This window comes from Rhizobium sp. P40RR-XXII (assembly GCF_012641405.1).
GTDB lineage: Bacteria > Pseudomonadota > Alphaproteobacteria > Rhizobiales > Rhizobiaceae > Rhizobium.
The window spans coordinates 52,540-71,984 of the sequence record NZ_JABAII010000018.1 but is presented as its reverse complement, the minus strand read 5'-3'; the positions used below and the strand labels follow the sequence as shown (position 1 = coordinate 71,984).

Below are 19,445 nucleotides of genomic sequence, written 5' to 3'. Positions count from 1 at the left end.
GGGCCATGCGTGACGAAATGAAAAGGAACGGTCGATGACGGATGCGGATGATTCGCTCGCCGTGCGAGCGGCGTGGCTGCACTATGCCGGTGGACTGACGCAGTCCGAGGTGGCAAAGCGCCTCGGCGTTCCCTCGGTGAAGGCGCATCGCCTGATCGCGCGCGCGGTCGCCGACGGCGTCGTCAAGGTGACGATCGACGGCGATATCGTCGAATGCGTCGAGCTCGAAACGGAGCTTGCCGCGCGCTTTGGCCTGCAATATTGCGAGGTTGCGCCCGATCTCGGCGAAGAGGGCTTTGAGTTTCGCGCGCTCGGGCAGGCAGGCGCCGGTTTTCTGCGGCGTGAGATCGAAAGCGGCAACAACAAGGTCATCGGCCTCGGCCATGGGCGAACGCTCTCGTCCGCAGTTCATCACATGGCGCGCGTCAGCGCCAAGGACCTGCGCTTCGTCTCGCTGCTCGGTGGTCTGACGCGAAACTATGCGGCCAACCCCTATGACGTGATGCATCGCATTGCCGAAAAGACCGGTATGCAGTCGCATGTGATGCCGGTGCCCTTCTTCGCCAACACCCGCGAAGATCGCGATGTGCTGCTTGCCCAGCGCGGTGTGAAGGAGGTTTTCGATCTCGCCAACGGCGCCGATCTCAAGCTCGTCGGTCTCGGCACGGTCGATACAGATGCGCAGCTCGTCTTGTCCGGCATGGTCGAGCCGAAGGAGATCAAGGAGATTACCGCGGCCGGCGGCGTCGGCGAAATCCTCGGTCATTTCTTCGATGCGGATGGCAAGATTCTGGAGACGACGCTGACCGCGCGCACGCTTTCCGCCTCCCTGCCGCGCACCGAGAACGAACGCCTTGTTGCATTGTCCGGCGGGTTGCCCAAGGTCGAAGCCATTCGCGCCGTCCTGAAGAGCCGCTGTCTTTACGGGCTGATTACGGATGAGAAAACGGCGAAAGCACTGCTGAAAGCATAAGCCTGCTACCAACTGGGTGGAAACATAAAAGCATCTCAATCTAACAATAGGAATGTTGAATTGTGAGATTTCGATGTTATGTTTTCTCTAGTTCCATTTCTGGTTAGTGGCCGGAGCGCAAGGTGAAACGGGAAGAGCGTCAGCAATCGATCATCAATCTGCTTGTCGAGCACAAGACCGTCGATCTCGACGATCTGGCCGACCGCTTCACCGTGTCCAAGATGACGATCCATCGCGATCTCGATGATCTCGAGCAGGCCGGCGTGCTGCGCAAGGTTCGCGGCGGCGCGACCATCGATGCCGGGACGCAGTTCGAAAGTGATTTTCGTTTCCGCGAGCGGCAGGGTCATGACGAAAAGCTGGCCATGGCGCGCTCTGCGCTCGAGCTGGTCGAGCCTGGCATGACGGTCATGATCAATGACGGCTCGATGGCGGCCGTTCTCGGCGAGATGCTGCTGCAGAGGCGGCCGCTAACGCTGATCACCAACAACGCCGCGATCATCGACCGCATGAAAAACGAAAGCGGTATTACGCTGATCGCGCTCGGCGGCGTCTATTCCGCGAAGTTCAACGCCTTTCTCGGTGTCGTCACCGAGGAGGCGCTGTCGCGACTAAGGGCCGATATCGCCTTCCTGTCGACGCCGGCCGTTTCCGGTAAGCTTGCCTATCACATGGACGATAACGTCGTGCGCACGAAGCGGGCAATGATTGCGTCGGCGACCAGGAGCTGCCTGCTCGTCAGCCATCAGCGCATCGGGCATACGGCCTTGCATGTGATGGCCGACCTTACCGATTTCGATGCGGTGATTACCGATCACGCACCCGATGACGCCATTCTCGAGCAATTCCGCCGGGACGGTGTCACCCTCACCATTGCCTCGAACTAGGATATGACATGACAGAGAAGCCTCGCTATTGGATTGGCACGAGCTGGAAGATGAATAAGACGCTTGCCGAGGCGCGCGTCTTCGCCGAGGCATTGCGTGCTGCCGATGCCCTGCGCGATGCCCGCATCCAGCGCTTCATCATTCCGCCCTTCACGGCCGTGCGTGAGGTGAAGTCGATCCTTTCGGACAGCTCCGTCAAGGTTGGCGCCCAGAACATGCATTGGGCGGACCAGGGCGCTTGGACGGGCGAAATTTCGCCGCTGATGCTGAAGGATTGCAATCTCGATATCGTCGAACTCGGCCATTCCGAGCGTCGCGAGCATTTCGGCGAGACCAACGAGACCGTTGGATTGAAGACCGAGGCGGCAGTGCGCCATGGCCTGATCCCGCTCATCTGCATCGGCGAGACGCTGGCAGATCGCGAAAGCGGCCGCGCAACCGAGATCCTGAGCCAGCAAGTCATCGGCGCGCTATCGAAGCTCTCCGATGCCCAGAAGCAGGCTGACATTCTGCTGGCCTATGAGCCGGTCTGGGCGATCGGCGAAAAGGGGATCCCAGCCGAGCCCTCCTATGCCGATGCCCGCCAGGCCGAGATCATTGCGGTCGCGCAAAAGGTGCTTGGTCGGAAAATTCCGTGCCTCTACGGCGGATCGGTCAATCCGCAAAACTGCGAAGAACTCATATCCTGCCCGAACGTAGACGGGCTCTTTATCGGCCGCTCCGCCTGGAATGTCGAAGGCTATCTCGACATCCTCGCCAAGTGCGCCGCCAAACTCTGAGGAGACATATCATGAAGCTTGCTATTGCTGGAGACAGCGCCGGCGAAGGCCTGGCCAAGGTTCTCGCCGACCACTTGAAGGATCGTTTCGAAGTGAGCGAAGTGTCGCGCACTGAGGAAGGCGCTGATCCGTTCTACGCCAATCTCGCCGACCGCGTCGCTTCCGGCGTCATCGACGGCACCTACGACAAGGCGATCCTCGTTTGCGGCACCGGTATCGGCGTCTGCATCTCGGCCAACAAGGTGCCGGGCATCCGCGCGGCGCTGACCCACGACACCTATTCGGCGGAGCGCGCCGCGCTGTCGAACAACGCCCAGATCATCACCATGGGCGCTCGCGTCATCGGCACTGAACTTGCCAAGGCCATCGCCGACGCGTTCCTGGCGCAGACCTTCGACGAGAACGGCCGCTCGGCCGGCAACGTCAAGGCTATCGACGAGGTCGATGCGAAGTATAACGCCCGTTAAGCCCCGTCTCCCAAGACGCGGACAAGCCCGCCCGATCTTTTCGATCGGCCGGGCTTGTTTGTATTTGCAGCGCGCTTCAACGCGCGCCACCTGGGGCGCCTGGCTTATCGCTTTTGATGTCTTCGGCGAATTTGCGCATGAGCCGTACCAGGTCTTCGATGTCCCGTTCGTCCCAATTGGCGAAGATAGATAGGCCGATTCTCTCACGCGCCGCGTCGACACGATCAGTCATTGCCTTTCCCTGTGTGGTAATGACAGCCTCGCGAATGCGGCGATCTTGCGTGCTTTCCTGGCGGTCGACCAGCCCGAGGCCCTCCAGCTTGGCGACCTGCCGGCTGACGGTGGTGTAGTCGCGCCCGACGCGGTCAGCCAGTTCGACAACTCCGATGGGACCGAGCCTTTCCACCAGAACAAGCAGTGGGAACAGCGCACGGTCGAGCGATATGCCCGCTTCTCGAACCATCGCTTCGTCACGCTGGGGTCGGTTCATGACGCCGACGATTTCGAGCAACGCGCCATGAAGCTCACGCAGCTGCGTGGTAATATGTGTATTTTGCACCTTTTTCATTGACGCCGAACCATCTCTCTCTTAATGTGTGCATATTACACATATGGAGCCTGAGATGACAGAGAAATTTGCAGCCGATGTGCTAATTTGCGGCGCGGGCGCAGCCGGTCTGGCGCTGGCGATCGACCTGGCGCGGAGAGGCGTTTCCTTCCGCCTGATTGAGAAGATGGAGGGCCCGTTCCACGGCTCGCGCGGCAAGGGCATTCAACCGCGAACACAGGAAATATTCGAAGATCTCGGTATCCTCGACCGGCTCGTCGCGGTCGGCGGGTTATATCCGTCCGAACGCCGACACCGCGACGATGGCGGCTATGCCGACGCCGATGTGACGGAGCACGAGCCTCCGACCGCCGCCGAGCCTTATCACCTTCCGCTGATGGTGCCTCAGTTTCTGACCGAAGGCCTGATGCGCGAACGTCTTGAGGAGCTCGGTCATCGGCCCGAATTCGGCTGGGAACTGGTTGGCTTCGAGCAGGACGCGGACGGCGTGACGGCGCGTCTTACGGGCAAGGCCGGCGAAGAAACCTTGCGCGTGCGCTGGCTCGTCGGCGCCGACGGTGGCCGCAGCTTCGTGCGCCACGTGCTCGGCATCGATTTTCCGGGCAAGACCCTCGGGGTCCGCGCCGTCGTGGCGGATGTTATGCTGACGGGTCTTGCACGCGATGCCTGGCATCGCTTCAACGATGGAAACATGGTGCGGCAGATCTCGTTTTGCCCGCTCGCAGGGACCGGAATGTGCCAAATTCAAGGCCCGATTCCTCTTGAAGGCGATATCGAACTCTCCGCTAGAGGGCTGGAAGCTATGGTGGCGGGGCGCACCAATCGCGACGATATTCATATCCAATCCGTATCCTGGGCATCGGCATACAGCATGAATGCGCGATTGGCCGATCGCTACCGCGTCGATCGCGTGTTCCTCGTCGGCGATGCGGCTCACATTCATCCGCCGACGGGCGGTCAGGGCCTCAACACCAGCGTGCAGGATGCCTATAATCTGGGCTGGAAGCTGGCCGCGGTCGCCCACGGTGCGCCTGAGGCGCTGCTCGATACCTATGAAGAGGAACGCAGGCCGGTCGCCGCGGCGATGCTCGGCCTGGCGACAAAACTTCTCGATGCCTTAAAGCGTGGCGACATGCGTCGCGGCCGCGACGTGCATCAGCTCGATATCGGCTATCCCGAATCCTCGCTGGCGCTGGAGCAGTCAAGCCGGGTTGGCGGCCTCCTTGCCGGCGACCGTGCGCCGGATGCACCGATCCACGGTGCAGCCGGGCAAGCTGTGCGGCTGTTCGATTTGTTCCGAGGGACGCACTGGACCCTGCTCGGCTATGAGGTTGAGCGAGGGTCCGTGCGTCCGCGTCAGGGCGTGCATATTCATATATTCGGTCCGAAGGGCGATGTGCTCGATGACGGAGGTCACTTCCGTGACGCCTACGCCCCTGCCGTCGGTGATTGGGTCCTGGTACGTCCGGACGGCTACATTGGTGCCATTGTCGCGAGCGGCGATGTGGTGATCCTAGAGACCTATCTCGCGCAGGTAGGGCTCGGCTTGGTCCATACCGGTTGCAATTAGCGCGGCTCTATTCGGTCCAGCTTAGCGGCCTGCCAACCAGCGCTTGAATTCGACGTTCGTGTCGGTCTGGATCGCACCCACGCCGGCCGCGACAAGTGTTCCCCAGACGCTTTCCGGATCCTTGAGCGCGCGGCTGTCGTTGAAATTAAGATTGTGGGAGACATCGAGCGTATTCACCCACAGTCTGATGTTCTGGCGTTCCAGTTCTTCGCGGCCGGTAGCAAGATCAGCGACGTCGGCAAACTTGACTTCGATCATCGGCGCGCGCAGCGGCTCGATCAACCGCAGATCGTCGGCGAATTTGCCTGGTCTTGCGGGAAACATCGGCATATGCGGGATAGAGCCGAACCAATCGGCATCGAGAACCGAAAATTGAGGGCTTTCCGGGTCGATATCGGATTTGATGATGACGTGATCCTCGGCGCCAAGGCGTCGAACGGCAGCAATGACCAGCGGCAACTCATGCGGAAACTTCGTGTCGATATTGACGAAAACGCGCCCGCGCGCCTCTTCAAGCGCTTCTTCGAGCGTCGGCACGCGCTCATCCATCAGGGGCGCGGTTTGCCCACCGGCGCCGGCGCGCAGCCGCGCATCGCGGACCGTTGAGAAACTGCTTGCGCCGACGACACCTTTGGCCGACGTGGTGCGGTCCAGCGTCTTGTCGTGGATGACGACGAGATGGCCGTCGGCCGTTGCCTGCGTGTCGATCTCGACGAATTCGACGCCGAGTTCGGCGGCGGCGCGGATGGATGCCAGCGAATTTTCCGGCGCTGCCGACCAAAGGCCACGATGCGCGATCGTTAGAATGTCCGGATTGGCGCGGGACAGGAGATCATAGATATCGGCAAGGCGAGGCGAGGCGGCGGTCTGGCTATGCATGGGAATGGCTTTCGTGTGCGGATCGATCGTTCTGACGAAATGCGCCGCTTGATGTCCGGGACAGAATCCAGACGCCAATGGCTGCGCGCCGACGCGATGCTATCGGCATCGGTCGCCTGGATGGCTATTAATACACATAAAGTGTAATATTTGTGACAGGTCACCTTGAAGATGCGGGTGATGCGGATTGCATCCACGGATACGAGAGGCTAAGGCGGCTCAAAGGGTTGGAATTGCAGTCATGACAGCGCTTGAGAAATCCCCGCTGGCGAGCGAAAACGAACGCCTCATCCTCGATATCGTTCGCCGACATGAGCCGATCCCGCGCGCGACCATAACGACCCACACCAATCTGACCCAGCAATCGGTGTACCGCCTGGTCGAAACCTTAATGGCGCGCGGTCTGCTTCGCGCCGGTGCGCCCCTCAAGGGAGCACGCGGGCAACCGAGCCCAACAATCGAACTGGCAAGGCAAGCTGCTTACTCGATCGGCATTTCCGTCAATACCGACGCCGTAACCCTTTCGGTCGCCGATTTCGGCTGCGATATCGTCAGTCAGGAGACGCTTAGGAGCGTGCCAGGTGATCGCAAGGCAACGCTGGCCGCGCTTGCCCGAAAACTGAACTCGATCTTGATGCGACATGAGATACCGCGCAAAAACCTCATCGGGCTCGGCTTCGCCATGTCCGGCTTCTTCGTCGGCGATGCTCGCCACTTCAATGCCCCGGAGCCTTTGCGGGACTGGTCGCTGATCGATCTGCAGCCGGAGCTCGAAGATGCGTTCGGGCTGCCAGCGTGGCTGGAAAACAATGCGACGACCGGCGCCATCGGCGAAAGCCTGCGCGGCGTCGGGCGTTGGTGCCAGACCTTCGCTTACCTGTCTTTCAATTACGGATTTGGCGGTGGCCTTATTCTGGAGGGCAGGCCCCACCTAGGGTTCCATGGCAATGCGGGGGAGTTCAGCGTGATCTATGATCCGGAGGAGGCGCCGCGACGGCCGGCTCTGCAATATCTTATCCGCATATTGCGCAAGAACGGTATCGAGATTGGCTCCATCGAGGAGCTGAAGCAAGATTTCGATCCTTCCTGGCCGGGCGTGGAGAGCTGGCTCTCGGAGACCATGCCGATGCTCGATCGCCTGATTGCGACGCTTACCGGAGTGATCGATCCGCAGGCGATCGTCTTCGGCGGTCAGCTGCCGCCGGGGCTCGGGCAGATGATGATCGAACGCGCGAAAGTGCCCTCGCAGCGCCCGCATCGTTATGGTGTCGCACCGCTCGGGCCGCGGTTGGTTCTCAGCGAGACGAAGGGCGATGCCAGCGCGGTCGGAACCGCGCTGCTGCCGTTGAAGTTCCGGTATTTCTTATAGGCATTTGAAAGAATTACTGTCGCAACGCCGCACCTACCGCTTGTCGTATTGAGCGCGCGCCTCGTGAATGACATCCTGATTAGCGGTTGCCCATCCCACCAGCGCCATCACCGGACCAAGCAGTTCCCGACCGGATTTGGTAAGTTCATAGTCCACTCGGGGTGGAATGGTGGGGAATAGCGTGCGCGTCACCAGCCCGTCGCGCTCCAGCCCGCGTAACGTCAATGTCAGCATTCGCTGGGAAATGCCATCGATCCGCCGTCGCAATTCGTTGAACCGTAAGGGACCGTCCTTGAGCACGGCGATGATGTACAGGCTCCATTTGTCGCCGATGCGATCGAGAATTTCCCGCACCATCCGGCAATCGTCGAAATGAGGGATGGGAAAATCAATGTCATTCAGTGTCATGAATGTGCCTTCTTGCGGAGAGCGAAATAGTTACATTAATAGTGTTGGTCACAATTAATTACCACCCTTATCAGGAGTCAGCAAATGACCAACATTCTCGTCGTAACCTCGAGCCCGCGTGGGGCAGAAGGCTTGTCCACACGCTTCGCAACCGAGATCGCGGAGGGGCTCAAGGAGCGCTTGGGTGGAACACTCGTGATACGCGACTTGGCGGCCCGGCCACTGCCGCATATCACGCCGGCGTATATCGAAGGCCGCATGGCGCCCTCGCAAGCGCGGACACCGGAACAGGCTGAAGCCGTGGTGCTTGCAGAGACATTGGTGAACGAGGTCAAGGCCGCCGACGTGATCGTCATCGGCTCCGGAATGATCAACTTCAGCCTGTCTTCACAACTCAAGGCCTGGATGGATCATATCATCTGGCCCGGCGTAACCTTCAGCTACGATGCGAGCGGTGTCCGTGGCCTTCTAAGCGGCAAGAAAGCCTACGTTGTGACGGCCAGCGGCGGCGTCTTTTCCGAGGGTGCCCATGCGGCCTTCGATTTTCAGACGAACTATCTCGTTCATCTGCTCGGCTTCATGGGCGTGACCGACATCGAAACCATCCGCGTCGAAGGGACGGCCTACGGCCCCGAGGCGACACATGCGGCCATTGCCAAAGCCGAAACGCAGATACGTTCTGTGCTCGAACGGGCGGCGTGATTTTAGCCGCAACGGTCCATGCGGAATGGGCTTGTGCCTTGTGGGCGGAGCCCATTCTTCCTTCAGCGCGCAGCCCGTTCGGGGGGCGCATTTCATTTCCGCATCATCAATGCTTCAGCGCTTTGTCAGACGCCATTGCTAAAGCACGGCCTCTTTTTTCCGGACGACAGCATTGGCGCGCAAGACCGCAATCATCATTGGCAATGGCAAACTCGAGCGCGATCTCTCAGGGATCGTGGACGATGCGCAATTCGTCATGCGCTTCAACGAGCCGAACCTCGCCGGGGGCATGAGCGGCGAACGGACCGACATGATCATGCTGGTCGCATCGAGCAAGACCTTGTATCGGCGGCTGATCGATCCGGACTTTCTGGACAATGCAGCATTGAAGGCGGTGAAGGTGCTGATGCTCGCCTACCATCCGAACATCATCCGCAAATATCATCCCCGCCCCAACATCTTTCAGCGCCTGCAGGGCAGGAGGGCCGACTGGACGATGCAGGCGATCGAACGGATGGGCAAGGCCGGCAAGGAGATCCGCATCATGCCGCCGCAGACCTATATCGACGGTTGCAACGAGCTCGGCATTTCCAGGCCTCGCATGCGGGACGTCTTTCCCAGCACGGGCTTCCTCGGCATCTGTTATACGCTCGCAAACTTTCCGGCGTCCGAATGGGACGTCAAACTATGCGGCTTCAGCTGGGAAGGATGGAAGCGGCACGATTGGCAAAATGAGCGTGTCTGGGTCGAAAACAAGATCGCCAACGGCCGCGTCAGCCTGCTCGCGTAAGCTATTCGATGCGATCGGCTTTGAGAGCTTCGCAGACCTCTCCCGCGATCACTGTTCTGCCAGCAAGCCACGCAGCTCCGGCAGCCGGTCGTTCACCAGCCAGCCATAATAATTCTCTTCCGGCAGCTTTTTGCCGCCTGAAGCGTCCGCGGCCTGCCGCAAGGCAAGTGCGCGGCGCCGTGGCTGCCCGACATTGTAGAGCGTTGCCGTCAGACCGGGATTGTCGGTGATGTCGAAACCCTGGGCGCGATAGGCGTCGATCGCATCCCTGACGATCGCGGCGATATAGATCACGCTGCGATCGGGATCCATGATGTCACGGTAGATTGCCTGCGGATCATCAACGGACAATTTCGGCAAACCGCTGGTCGCATGCACGAGGTCGGTGGCCTCGAGCGCGGTCAACGGACTGATCTGACCAAGACCGAAGGTCTGGCCTGCGAAGAAGGGCTGGAAGAAGGCACGCTGGAACGTCATGTTTTCATAGATAGCGCCATCGATGAGCTTGCCACGAAAACTCGTGTCCCAGGTTTCATCACGGCATTCCCATAGCTCAGCGCTGCTCGTGAAGGCATCGCAATGGGCGAATTCCGGCTTCTTCAGGAAGGTCTGGACGGTCACGTCCTTATAGGCAAACTTGAAATTGGATTGCGAATAGGCAAGTGCCTTGACGTAATAGGACTTCACCCTGTTCACGATGGTGATGTTATAGGTGTGCTCGCCGACAAGCGCGCCGATTATGTGGATGGGGTCGATCTGATAGGCCGTTGCGGCCTTCCTGATCGAAGCCATCAGGTCCTTGTCCTCGCGAAACACGCTGACGATCTTCTGGTATTTTTCGTCATATGTCGTGTTGAACGCCTTGGCCCGCAGCACCGAAGTGTTGGGTATCGGGGGCTGAACGCTGTTGCGATTGCCCGGGGGGACGCGCACGAGTTCATACGCGAAGCAGGCATTCGTGAGCGCAAAGACAAAAAGGAAACCGAGTGCCGGGAGTGTCGACAGGCGTGTTCGCATTGACAAGATGACTTTCAAAATATTCCCCGGCACGGGGACAATCTTCATACGCGATCGATATACGAAGGCAAGGGCGGCATCTTCTGCCCCCGCGCGAATCACAATGTGGCCGTCGAAAACAACAGACCGGCAATACACAGAAAGCTCGCAGCGACTAGGAACGAACGCACACTCGGCTCCATGAGCTGGGCTCATGACATCCGATGCGGTCAAATTTATTCGAAAGAAGATTATTCGTATTTTTAGCGAACCGGTTCTTTTTGCCATCGTGCGGGGGAAGGAGTCCAATCAACCGTGGAATTTATGATTTCTGACTGTTATGAAGTTGAGCGCGGATAAAAAGATATGTTGTTTCATGAGCATAGCAGATTAGCAGAAGATCATCGGGCGCGTTGATGATTTGTTTGAATTAAAAGCGAATCTCCACCAACTCATGGTTGGGGAAACGCTAGCACATAGTTCGGGAGGCCTTATGATTGATAATATTCTCGACCGGATGACGCTTGAAGAGCAGGCTTCGCTGCTGTCCGGCGCCGACTTCTGGACCACGGTGCCGGTCGAGCGTCTCGGCGTTCCGAAGATCAAGGTCACGGATGGTCCGAACGGTGCGCGCGGCGCCGGCTCGCTGGTTGCCGGCGTCAACGCTGCCTGCTTTCCCGTCGCCATCGCGCTTGGGGCCACATGGAATCCGGCGCTTGTTCAACGCATGGGCGTGGCGCTCGCCGGCCAGGCCAAGAGCAAGGGGGCATCAGTGCTCCTGGCGCCGACGGTCAATATTCATCGTTCCGGCCTGAATGGCCGCAATTTCGAATGCTATTCGGAAGACCCAGTGCTGACGGCCGAACTCGCCGTCGCCTATATCCAGGGTGTGCAAAGCCAGGGCATTGCCGCCACCATCAAGCATTTCGCCGGCAATGAATCCGAGATCGAGCGTCAGACGATGTCCTCGGATATCGGCGAGCGGGCGCTTCGCGAAATCTATCTGCCGCCGTTCGAACAGGCAGTGAAGAGGGCGGGGGTCATGGCTGTCATGTCCTCCTATAACAGGCTGAACGGTACCTATACCAGTGAGCATCCCTGGCTGTTGACCAAGGTTCTGCGCGAGGAATGGGGTTTCGATGGCATTGTCATGTCCGACTGGTTCGGCTCACATTCGACCGTTCCGACGATCAATGCCGGACTTGATCTGGAAATGCCCGGCCCGACGCGCGATCGCGGCGACAAGCTCGTGGCGGCTGTGCGCAACGGCGAGGTCAAGGCGGAGACGGTGCGCGAAGCCGCCCGCCGCATATTGACGCTGCTCGAACATGTAGGCGCTTTCGAAAAAGCACCTGATTTGAGCGAGCAGGCGCTGGATCTGCCGGAGGACAGGACTCTCTTATGTTCATTTGCAAGCTCTCTAGCCGCGTTTTTTCTTTCGCCTTTGACGACGAGGTCATGCGTGAAGCTGATGCACAAAGCAGGAGACAGGGCATTTAGACGACGGCTGGCATACTCTTATGCGCGGGCTGGATACCGCATTTCCGTGTGTTCGTCTGGGGCTGTCTCTGTCTAATTTCGGGCATGGATGTATCCGCCACATAGAGTCCGCGAGGGTTCCCCACCGGAGCCCTGCCTCCAACTTTGCACATCAGACAGATGATTGGGTTTCTCGATAATTTTCCGCCGACGGTCGGCGCTTTAAACCTTTGTTGCCGGAGCGACCTCCTGCCCGATTGCCCACAGGAACGCGGCCATTTCTCTGGCAATGGCTGTGACAGCGATGACTTTCGGCTTGCCTGCCGCCACCAGCCTTCGATAGCGCGCGCAAAGGCGCACTTGACCTTTCCAGGCAATCTCGCGAACCGTCCTTGGCAGTCCTTCCAGCCGTGCCTGGATCGTTGGGCTTACCCGTGCGGGGAAGCGATATGTCCAAGCGCCTTCTATGAGCACTCTTCTGGCTCTTGTGTTGCCTGCCTTGGTGATCCCACCACGCTTGACCCGTTCGCCCGTCGAGCTCTCCGACGGCACGAGACCGAGATACGCCATCAACTGACGGGGATTATCAAAGCGCCTGACATCGCCGATTTCGACGACAAAGGTAACCGCTGTCATCAATGCAACGCCGCGCATCGCTTGGTAGGCGGCCACAACCGGGGCCATCGACCAGGATGCCGCGGTTTCCACCACCAGCTGGGTCAGCCGGTCCAGACGCACGCCGGCATCCTCGATGGCCTGGCAATATTCTGCCAACAGGATCTGGTGGGCGGGGTGATCAAATGCCTGGCACGTCAGCCATCTTGTATGGGCGCGCGTCCATGGTTTGCGTCCGGTATAGATGCGGCCGTGACGCAACAAGAAAGATTGAATCTGCTGGCGCGCCTGTTTCAGCGCGTCGCTGGCAGCTTCGCGGGCTCGCACCAGGTCGCGGATCGCCTCATGGCCTTGATCCGGAACCCAGACCGGGGTCAGCTCGCCGGCCCGGTGCAGGCGCGCCAGGCTTACGGCGTCCCGGCGGTTCGTCTTCACCCGGTCGCCCGCACGCTTGGGCACCAACGACGGCGCCACGACCACGCAGTCATGCCCCAACTCGACAATCTGGCGGTAAAGACCATAACCCGTGGGACCGGCCTCATAGCAAAAATGAAGCTTGGCGCCGCGCTTGGAAAGCTTACTGACCATCGATGCCACGGACGCCGGCTCCGAGGAGATGTCGCCAAAAAACCGCACCTCGCCGTTGCGCGCTCCTTCGGCAATCGCAACTGAAATCTTCGACTTGGATGTATCCAGGCCAATGAAAATTACGCTACCTTCTTTCATGGTTCGCCCTCGCTAAGCTTGGGGCTCGGCTCCGGCCAATCCAGAGCAACCCCCGAATTCAGCTTACTGCGGGGGCGGGCCACGCTCACCCCGAGAACATACGGTCTGATCCGTCAGCTAGGCGCCGAAGGCGCAGTCCTTTTGAAGAATGACGGCATTCTTCCTCTGCAGAAAACAGGGCTCGGGCATGTAGCCGTCATCGGCCCAAATGCGGCCGAAGCCCGTGTCATGGGCGGCGGCAGTGCCCAGATTGCCGCGCATTATAAAGTCAGCCCCCTTGAGGGCATTCGCGACGCGCTGTCAAATGCCAACAGCATTCACTATGCAGCAGCCTGCCGTAACAATCGGCTGATCAACGTCTTTTCCGGCGAGATGCGGGTGGAGTACTTCAAGGGCCGCGATTTTGCCGGCCCGGCAATGGCCATCGAAACGGCGAACAAGGGCGAGTTCTTCTGGTTCGAGCTGCCGTCTTCCGAGCTCGATCCCAGCAATTTCTCCGCCCGCATGACAGCCTCCTATATTCCGGCGGAAAGCGGCGAGCATGTATTCGGCATGACCAATGCCGGCCTCGCCAGGCTCTATGTCAATGGCAAGCTTGTCGTGAATGGCTATGACGGCTGGTCGCGCGGCGACAATTATTTCGGCACGGCCAATGTCGAACAGCGGCAGGCTATTCATCTTGAGGCCGGCCAGCGATATCAGATGATCGTCGAATATTGCTCGCCGGCGACGAGCGAGGAGGGGATCAACCTCACGGCGGTCCGTTTCGGCGTCGAAAAGCCGCTCGGTGAGGCCGATATGCTGGATGCCGTCGCAAAGGCCGAGAACGCCGATGTCGTCCTGCTCTTTGTCGGTCGTGACGGCGAATGGGATACCGAGGGGCTCGATCTACCCGACATGCGCCTGCCCGGCCGACAGGAGGAATTGATCGAGAGCGTGGCAGCCGTCAACGCCAATGTCGTCGTCGTATTGCAGACGGGCGGTCCGATCGAAATGCCCTGGATCGGCAAGGTCAGGGCGGTGTTGCAGATGTGGTATCCCGGTCAGGAATTGGGGCATGCCGTTGCCGATGTGCTGTTCGGCGATGTCGAGCCCGGCGGCCGCTTGCCGCAGACCTTCCCGAAACGTCTCTCGGACAATTGCGCCATGGTTGGGGATCCCAAGGTTTATCCTGGCAAGGATGGGCATGTGCGTTACGCCGAAGGCGTCTTTGTCGGCTATCGTCATCATGATACCCGCGGTATCGAACCCCTGTTTCCGTTCGGCTTCGGTCTTGGCTACACGCGCTTTTCCTGGGGCGAGGCAAAGGCGTCGACGACGCGGATGAGCGCAGAGGGTGTCACCGTGACGATCGATGTCACCAATGTTGGCGAGAGAACCGGCTCCGAACTCGTGCAGCTTTATGTGCGGCCAATCGATTCCACGATCGAGCGTCCGGAAAAGGAACTGCGCGCCTTTGCCAAGCTGCGGCTGGCGCCCGGCGAAACGGGCACGGCTTCTCTTGTCGTGCGGCCGCGTGATCTCAGCTATTTTGACGAGGGGACGAAGGCGTTCCGCGCGGCCGCCGGCCGCTACGAGCTCGTTGCCGCCGCCAATGCCGCCGACATCCGCTCCACGGTGACGATCGAGCTTGCAGATGAATGGATCGGCGAAACCGGCGACCGTTCGATTTGACGTTACGGTCAGCAGCAAACGGATCCGGGGGGATGGGCGCCAGGGCGCAACGACTGCGCCCTTGGACGACCGGTCAGCGTGCCGTTGCGTCCGGAACGCTCCTAGCGACGGCGCATGCGTTGCGGCGGAATGCGTCCGGAGAATGGTGATTCCTCGTCCTCGTCGGCAGCCGTCATCTGAAAGATCTGCGCGACCGGCTTCGGCCGCCCAAGGAAGAAGCCCTGTGCTTCGTCGCAGCCTTCGACGCGCAGGATTTCCAGCTGATGATCGGTTTCCACACCCTCTGCCAAAACCGGAATTTCCAGGCTCTTGCCGAGTGTCAGCACGGCGCGCACGATTGCTTTTGCCTGGATGCTCCGGTCTACCTCGTTCATGAAGGATCGGTCGAGCTTGATCTTGTCGAATGGGAATGAGCGCAGTGTGTCGAGCGACGAGTATCCGGTTCCGAAATCATCGATGGCGATGGTGACGCCCAGCGCCCGGATCTGCCGAAGCACATGCAAGGTGCGGCTCTTGTCGGCGATGATGGTGGACTCGGTGATTTCCAATTCCAGCCGTTTTGGCGACAGGCCGGTTTCAACAAGGATCGAATGAACCAGCCGGGCAAGATCGGCATGGGCGAATTGTACCGGCGAAAGATTGACGGCGATCTTGTAGGGCTTGTCCCATGATGCGGCCTCCCTGCAGGCGGTACGCAACACCCATTCACCGATAACGAGGATCGTGCCGCTCTCTTCCGCGATGGGAATAAATTCCGCAGGCGGCACGGCGCCGTGCTCGGGATGGTACCAGCGGACCAGAACCTCATAACCGCAGATCTCGCCGGTGCTGACGGAAGTCTGCACCTGATAGTGCAGTTCGAGCTGATCCAGCTCGACCGCGCGGCGCAGATCTTGCGCCAGCATATGCCGGGCGCGCGCCGCCTCATCCATTTTGGACTCGTAGAAGCAGACCGCGCGACCAACATCGGCCTTGGCGCGATACATGGCGAGATCGGCATTGCTCACCAGGCGCTCCTCATCGATGCCGTCATCCGGATAGACAGCGACGCCGATGCTCGCGCCGGTCGCCGTCTCGAAATCATCGATGCGGATGGGCTCGAACAGGGTCTTTTCAAGGCGAGCCACGAAATCCAGGAGTTCGCTTTGAACCTGGAACCGTTTGGTTGCGGCGAACTCGTCGCCGCCGACACGTGCGACGAACTCTCCATCCTTGACGAGACGCGCAAGCCGCCGGCCGATCGCCTTGAGGGCCTGGTCGCCGGCCTTGTGACCACGCAGGTCGTTGATCTGCTTGAAGCGGTCGAGATCGATGCCGATCACGGCAAGCTTTGCGCCGTCTTCCTTGGCATGTTGCATTTCGCCCTGAAGATAATCGGCGAAGCTGCCGCGATTGGGCAGGCCGGTCAGCAGATCGTTCAATGCCATATGCTGGAGTTTCTGGATGGATTCGCGCGAGGCGCGCTCATCGATCATGTAGCTGGCGACGCCCGTGCCGATGATGATGAGCCCGCCGCCGGCGACCGCCACGGCCATGGCCTTTAGCGCATAGGAATCGGCAAGTCCGGCGCCGGTTACCAGCGGCGTGACCGATACGGCTGTCATCGCGGTAAAATGGAGCGATACGACGGCAACGACGAAAAGGACGAGTGCCGCAAGTCCTGAAAAATGCGAGGGACGACGGATCGCCTGATGGTGGGCGAGCGTGGCGAAGATCACCGAAAGCACGACGGAACCGACGACATAGCTCTCATTCCACTCGACAATTCCATCGACGTGATAGGCCATCATGCCGGTATAGTGCATGGCGGCAATCGCAAGGCCGACGACGGCACCCCCCACTTCCGGCGCCATCCGTGACAGCTTGGACAAAGCGATTGCGAAACCGAAGGCGCAGCCGGTCACGGCCAGAAGAAGGGATGCCATGGTGAGGATCGGATCAAAGGTAACCGGCGCTTCGACCTGATAGGCCAGCATGGCGATGAAATGCGTGCACCAGATCGAGGATCCTGCCGCGACCGCTGTCAGGAAGATCCATCCGCCGCGTTGAAGTCCGCGTGTCTTTCCCGCTTGCCGCAACAGGCCGAACGTGATCCATCCACCGCTGATGCAGACAAATGCTGCAAGAAGAACAAGCCACAGATTATGTTCCGTGAAAATGCAGGAAAGAACGCGCACGCAAAAGATCCCAACTACGGTCAATAGGTGAGGGGAGTCCTCAACTAAAGCTGCAACCTAAAGTCAACGGCGCGCCTTTTGCGGGTAAACACTGAAAATCGGGTAAAGACAGTTGAGCAAAAACTGTGACAGGCGGGCGTTATTGCACGTACTGTCCTGACTGGGTTTGCGAGTTTTGCGGAATTATTTTTTCGAAAGCCACCGATTGCAATTCAGACGTACGTCATTTCTGCTCAAAAGAGGTTTTTATTTTCGTTCCTCTGTCAGGTAGTTTCTCAAACATAATTTGAATACTGGTAAATTTTTCGTGGAGGCTAGCAATATAAAATAGAGATATTGCTTTTATCGGAATTTCAATATTTTGGTGCGATACTATAAATTAGTATATCTGAAAATGATAATACTTGTAATCGACGAATGTTTTGAGAATGCAACTTGTATAATAGAGAGCTTGCCTGGTGAAGAGAGTCTGGATCCGCCTACAGTCGTTCGATGCAATGTATAAGCTCTTGCGAAAATTGCTCGCGGAGAGAGCGGGCAACTTTGGGATGACGACTGCTCTTATTGCCGTGCCGTTGATTGCGGCGGGTGGCCTGGCGCTTGATGTCACTAACGCCATGCTCGTCAGGACGGAATTGCAAAACGCCGCCGATGCAGCCGCGGTCGGTGCAATCGCCGATTCGTCCCCGGCAGTTGCGGCTGCCATGGCCATGACGAAGGACGGCACCGTCACGATCGGTCAGGATGATGCCAACAAGCTCTTTCTAGGTCAGGCATCCGGCGATCTTCCGAACACGCCTGTCGCCGTCAATGTCGCGGTGACGCGCACGGGAAACGTCGTCTCGTCGACGGTCAGCTTCTCGGCCAATGTGCCGACCACGCTCAGCCAGATTATCGGGAAGACATCCATTCCCGTGAGTGGTTCCGCATCCGCGCAGTATCAGACGGCGACCTTCATGGACTTCTATATGTTGCTGGACAACACGCCTTCGATGGGAGTTGGCGCGACGACAACTGACATCCAGGCGATGGTGTCCCACACGTCCGATAGCTGTGCTTTTGCCTGCCACAATCTCGATAACCCCAACAACTACTACAATCTTGCGAAGAATGTGCTCAAGATCAACACCCGTATCGATGTCGTGCGACAGGCGACGCAGAAGCTGACCGATACCGCGGTCGCCAATCGCGTCACGTCGGATCAATATCGGATGGCCGTTTATACTTTCGGGACGCAGGCCGAAAAGGTTGGCCTGACCAATGTATCGTCGTTGTCATCCGACATGACGCAGGTCAAAGACACGACGAGCGCGGTTGATCTGATGACGGTTCCCAAGCAAGGCTATAACAATGACCAGGATACAAGCTTTGACACGATGCTGACGCAGCTTGCGCCCATCATAGGAACAGGCGGCAGCGGTACAACCAGTACGGATCGGCAGAAGATTCTCTTCCTCGTCACCGATGGCGTCGGCGACAGCAACAAGCCGAACACCTGCACTAAGCCGACGACCAATGGCCGTTGTCAGGAACCGCTCGATACGTCCTTTTGCCGGCCGTTGAAGAATCAGAACATCAAGATCGCCATTCTCTATACGACCTATCTGCCGCTGCCGACCAACGGTTGGTACAATCAATGGATCGCGCCTTTCCAATCGCAGATTGGGACCAATCTGCAGAACTGCGCCTCGCCTGGCCTCTACTTCGAAGTCAGTCCGACACAGGGTATTTCCGACGCGATGAACGCCTTGTTCCTGAAAGTCATTCGCACGCCGCGCATTACAAGCTGACGGCAGGAAGCGCGATCGCCAACGCGCGAGCAGCGATCTAGGCCACGGTAAGCGACTTGATCAGGCCCACAATTTTTTGACGCGTCCTTGCATCCTTGATCTTTGCAAAGGCGCGATTGAGTTCGACGCCTTCCTCGGATGAAAGGAAACTGACGAGGTCGTTCTTGAACGCATGCGCCTCATTGGTCGAAGCATCGTTGCTCGACGTCGGATTGTCGAAGAAATGCGAGATCGGAACGCCAAGGCTCTCCGCCACGCGTTGCAAACGACTTGCACCAACACGATTGGTGCCTTTCTCGTATTTCTGGACTTGCTGGAACGTTAGATCCAGCCTTTCAGCCAACGCCGATTGGCTCATGCCTAGCAAACGACGTTGCGCGCGTATGCGCTTGCCGACTTCGACATCGATGGGACTGGGCAGTCTTTTGGGGGAGCTATCTTGCACTGGATCCTCATGTCTTGACCGTGAAACCACCCATCAAACCTGGGGGAGCCGATGGACGGAGGCGAAGGCCGCGAAACCTCTTAAGCGGATTCTTTCCAAGCCTTCCGCCTATGACTGCCGGGTGCCATGAAAAACGGCAACGTCAATTCAC

At 58.9% G+C, this 19,445-nt stretch carries 16 protein-coding genes and 2 pseudogenes; 11 read left to right on the top strand and 7 right to left on the bottom strand.

The genetic code is table 11. The features are described 5' to 3' along the window. Window positions 1–34: 34 nt before the first annotated feature. The 4 genes from HGP16_RS26890 to HGP16_RS26875 all read left to right on the top strand — a co-directional run bounded on the left by HGP16_RS26890 (window position 35) and on the right by HGP16_RS26875 (window position 3,106). The gene (locus HGP16_RS26890; RefSeq protein WP_168843025.1) at window positions 35–973 is read left to right on the top strand and encodes a sugar-binding transcriptional regulator; all 939 of its coding nucleotides are present in this window, start codon (window positions 35–37) and stop codon (window positions 971–973) included. A 122-nt stretch (window positions 974–1,095) separates the two neighbouring features. Further along, window positions 1,096–1,860 carry a DeoR/GlpR family DNA-binding transcription regulator gene (locus HGP16_RS26885; RefSeq protein WP_168843024.1) on the top strand — a complete coding sequence of 255 codons (765 nt, stop codon included), beginning with the start codon at window positions 1,096–1,098 and terminating at the stop codon, window positions 1,858–1,860. Between the two features lie 8 nt (window positions 1,861–1,868). After that, on the top strand, window positions 1,869–2,639 hold the full coding sequence (locus tag HGP16_RS26880; RefSeq protein WP_168843023.1) for a triose-phosphate isomerase: 771 nt from the start codon (window positions 1,869–1,871) through the stop codon (window positions 2,637–2,639). A gap of 11 nt (window positions 2,640–2,650) precedes the next feature. Next, the gene (locus tag HGP16_RS26875; RefSeq protein ID WP_168843022.1) at window positions 2,651–3,106 is read left to right on the top strand and encodes an RpiB/LacA/LacB family sugar-phosphate isomerase; all 456 of its coding nucleotides are present in this window, start codon (window positions 2,651–2,653) and stop codon (window positions 3,104–3,106) included. 76 nt (window positions 3,107–3,182) lie between these two features. Here HGP16_RS26875 and HGP16_RS26870 read toward each other — a convergent pair whose 3' ends face one another. Then, window positions 3,183–3,674, bottom strand: a complete 492-nt coding sequence (locus HGP16_RS26870) for a MarR family winged helix-turn-helix transcriptional regulator (protein ID WP_168843021.1) — start codon at window positions 3,672–3,674, stop codon at window positions 3,183–3,185. A 55-nt stretch (window positions 3,675–3,729) separates the two neighbouring features. Between HGP16_RS26870 and HGP16_RS26865 the strand changes: the two genes are divergently transcribed. After that, the gene (locus HGP16_RS26865) at window positions 3,730–5,244 is read left to right on the top strand and encodes an FAD-dependent oxidoreductase (RefSeq protein WP_168843020.1); all 1,515 of its coding nucleotides are present in this window, start codon (window positions 3,730–3,732) and stop codon (window positions 5,242–5,244) included. A gap of 21 nt (window positions 5,245–5,265) precedes the next feature. Here the strand turns inward: HGP16_RS26865 and HGP16_RS26860 are convergent, their stop codons facing one another. Then, window positions 5,266–6,123, bottom strand: coding sequence for a glycerophosphodiester phosphodiesterase family protein (locus HGP16_RS26860; protein ID WP_168843019.1), 858 nt, complete (start codon window positions 6,121–6,123; stop codon window positions 5,266–5,268). 241 nt (window positions 6,124–6,364) lie between these two features. Here HGP16_RS26860 and HGP16_RS26855 point away from each other — a divergent pair, with 241 nt between their 5' ends. Beyond that, window positions 6,365–7,492, top strand: a complete 1,128-nt coding sequence (locus HGP16_RS26855; protein ID WP_168843018.1) for an ROK family protein — start codon at window positions 6,365–6,367, stop codon at window positions 7,490–7,492. Window positions 7,493–7,525: 33 nt separating this feature from the next. On the opposite strand, the gene HGP16_RS26850 is transcribed toward HGP16_RS26855, so the two are convergent. Next, window positions 7,526–7,900 carry a winged helix-turn-helix transcriptional regulator gene (locus tag HGP16_RS26850; protein WP_168843017.1) on the bottom strand — a complete coding sequence of 125 codons (375 nt, stop codon included), beginning with the start codon at window positions 7,898–7,900 and terminating at the stop codon, window positions 7,526–7,528. An 84-nt stretch (window positions 7,901–7,984) separates the two neighbouring features. Here HGP16_RS26850 and HGP16_RS26845 point away from each other — a divergent pair, with 84 nt between their 5' ends. Together HGP16_RS26845 and HGP16_RS26840 are read left to right on the top strand one after the other, a co-directional pair. Next, window positions 7,985–8,602, top strand: coding sequence for an FMN-dependent NADH-azoreductase (locus tag HGP16_RS26845; protein ID WP_168843016.1), 618 nt, complete (start codon window positions 7,985–7,987; stop codon window positions 8,600–8,602). A gap of 172 nt (window positions 8,603–8,774) precedes the next feature. Continuing rightward, the gene (locus HGP16_RS26840; RefSeq protein WP_168843015.1) at window positions 8,775–9,392 is read left to right on the top strand and encodes a hypothetical protein; all 618 of its coding nucleotides are present in this window, start codon (window positions 8,775–8,777) and stop codon (window positions 9,390–9,392) included. A 48-nt stretch (window positions 9,393–9,440) separates the two neighbouring features. Here the strand turns inward: HGP16_RS26840 and HGP16_RS26835 are convergent, their stop codons facing one another. After that, window positions 9,441–10,409, bottom strand: a complete 969-nt coding sequence (locus HGP16_RS26835) for a DUF1402 family protein (RefSeq protein WP_168843075.1) — start codon at window positions 10,407–10,409, stop codon at window positions 9,441–9,443. A gap of 472 nt (window positions 10,410–10,881) precedes the next feature. On the opposite strand from HGP16_RS26835, the pseudogene HGP16_RS26830 reads away from it, so the two are divergent. Continuing rightward, window positions 10,882–11,790, top strand: a pseudogene (locus HGP16_RS26830) (glycoside hydrolase family 3 protein); the annotation flags it as partial. Window positions 11,791–12,089: 299 nt separating this feature from the next. Here the strand turns inward: HGP16_RS26830 and HGP16_RS26825 are convergent. Then, complete coding sequence (locus tag HGP16_RS26825) at window positions 12,090–13,208, bottom strand: IS110 family transposase (RefSeq protein ID WP_168843014.1); 1,119 nt, start codon at window positions 13,206–13,208, stop codon at window positions 12,090–12,092. A 66-nt stretch (window positions 13,209–13,274) separates the two neighbouring features. Between HGP16_RS26825 and HGP16_RS26820 the strand changes: the two are divergent. After that, window positions 13,275–14,882 (top strand): annotated as a pseudogene (locus HGP16_RS26820) (glycoside hydrolase family 3 C-terminal domain-containing protein); the annotation flags it as partial. A 101-nt stretch (window positions 14,883–14,983) separates the two neighbouring features. Here the strand turns inward: HGP16_RS26820 and HGP16_RS26815 are convergent. Next, window positions 14,984–17,059, bottom strand: a complete 2,076-nt coding sequence (locus HGP16_RS26815; protein ID WP_168843013.1) for a bifunctional diguanylate cyclase/phosphodiesterase — start codon at window positions 17,057–17,059, stop codon at window positions 14,984–14,986. A 497-nt stretch (window positions 17,060–17,556) separates the two neighbouring features. Here HGP16_RS26815 and HGP16_RS26810 point away from each other — a divergent pair, with 497 nt between their 5' ends. Further along, window positions 17,557–18,849, top strand: coding sequence for a TadE/TadG family type IV pilus assembly protein (locus HGP16_RS26810; RefSeq protein WP_168843074.1), 1,293 nt, complete (start codon window positions 17,557–17,559; stop codon window positions 18,847–18,849). Window positions 18,850–18,886: 37 nt separating this feature from the next. Here the strand turns inward: HGP16_RS26810 and HGP16_RS26805 are convergent, their stop codons facing one another. Further along, entirely contained in the window at window positions 18,887–19,324 is a 438-nt protein-coding gene (locus HGP16_RS26805; protein WP_312867336.1) for a helix-turn-helix transcriptional regulator, read from the bottom strand. Between the last annotated feature and the right edge of the window lie 121 nt (window positions 19,325–19,445).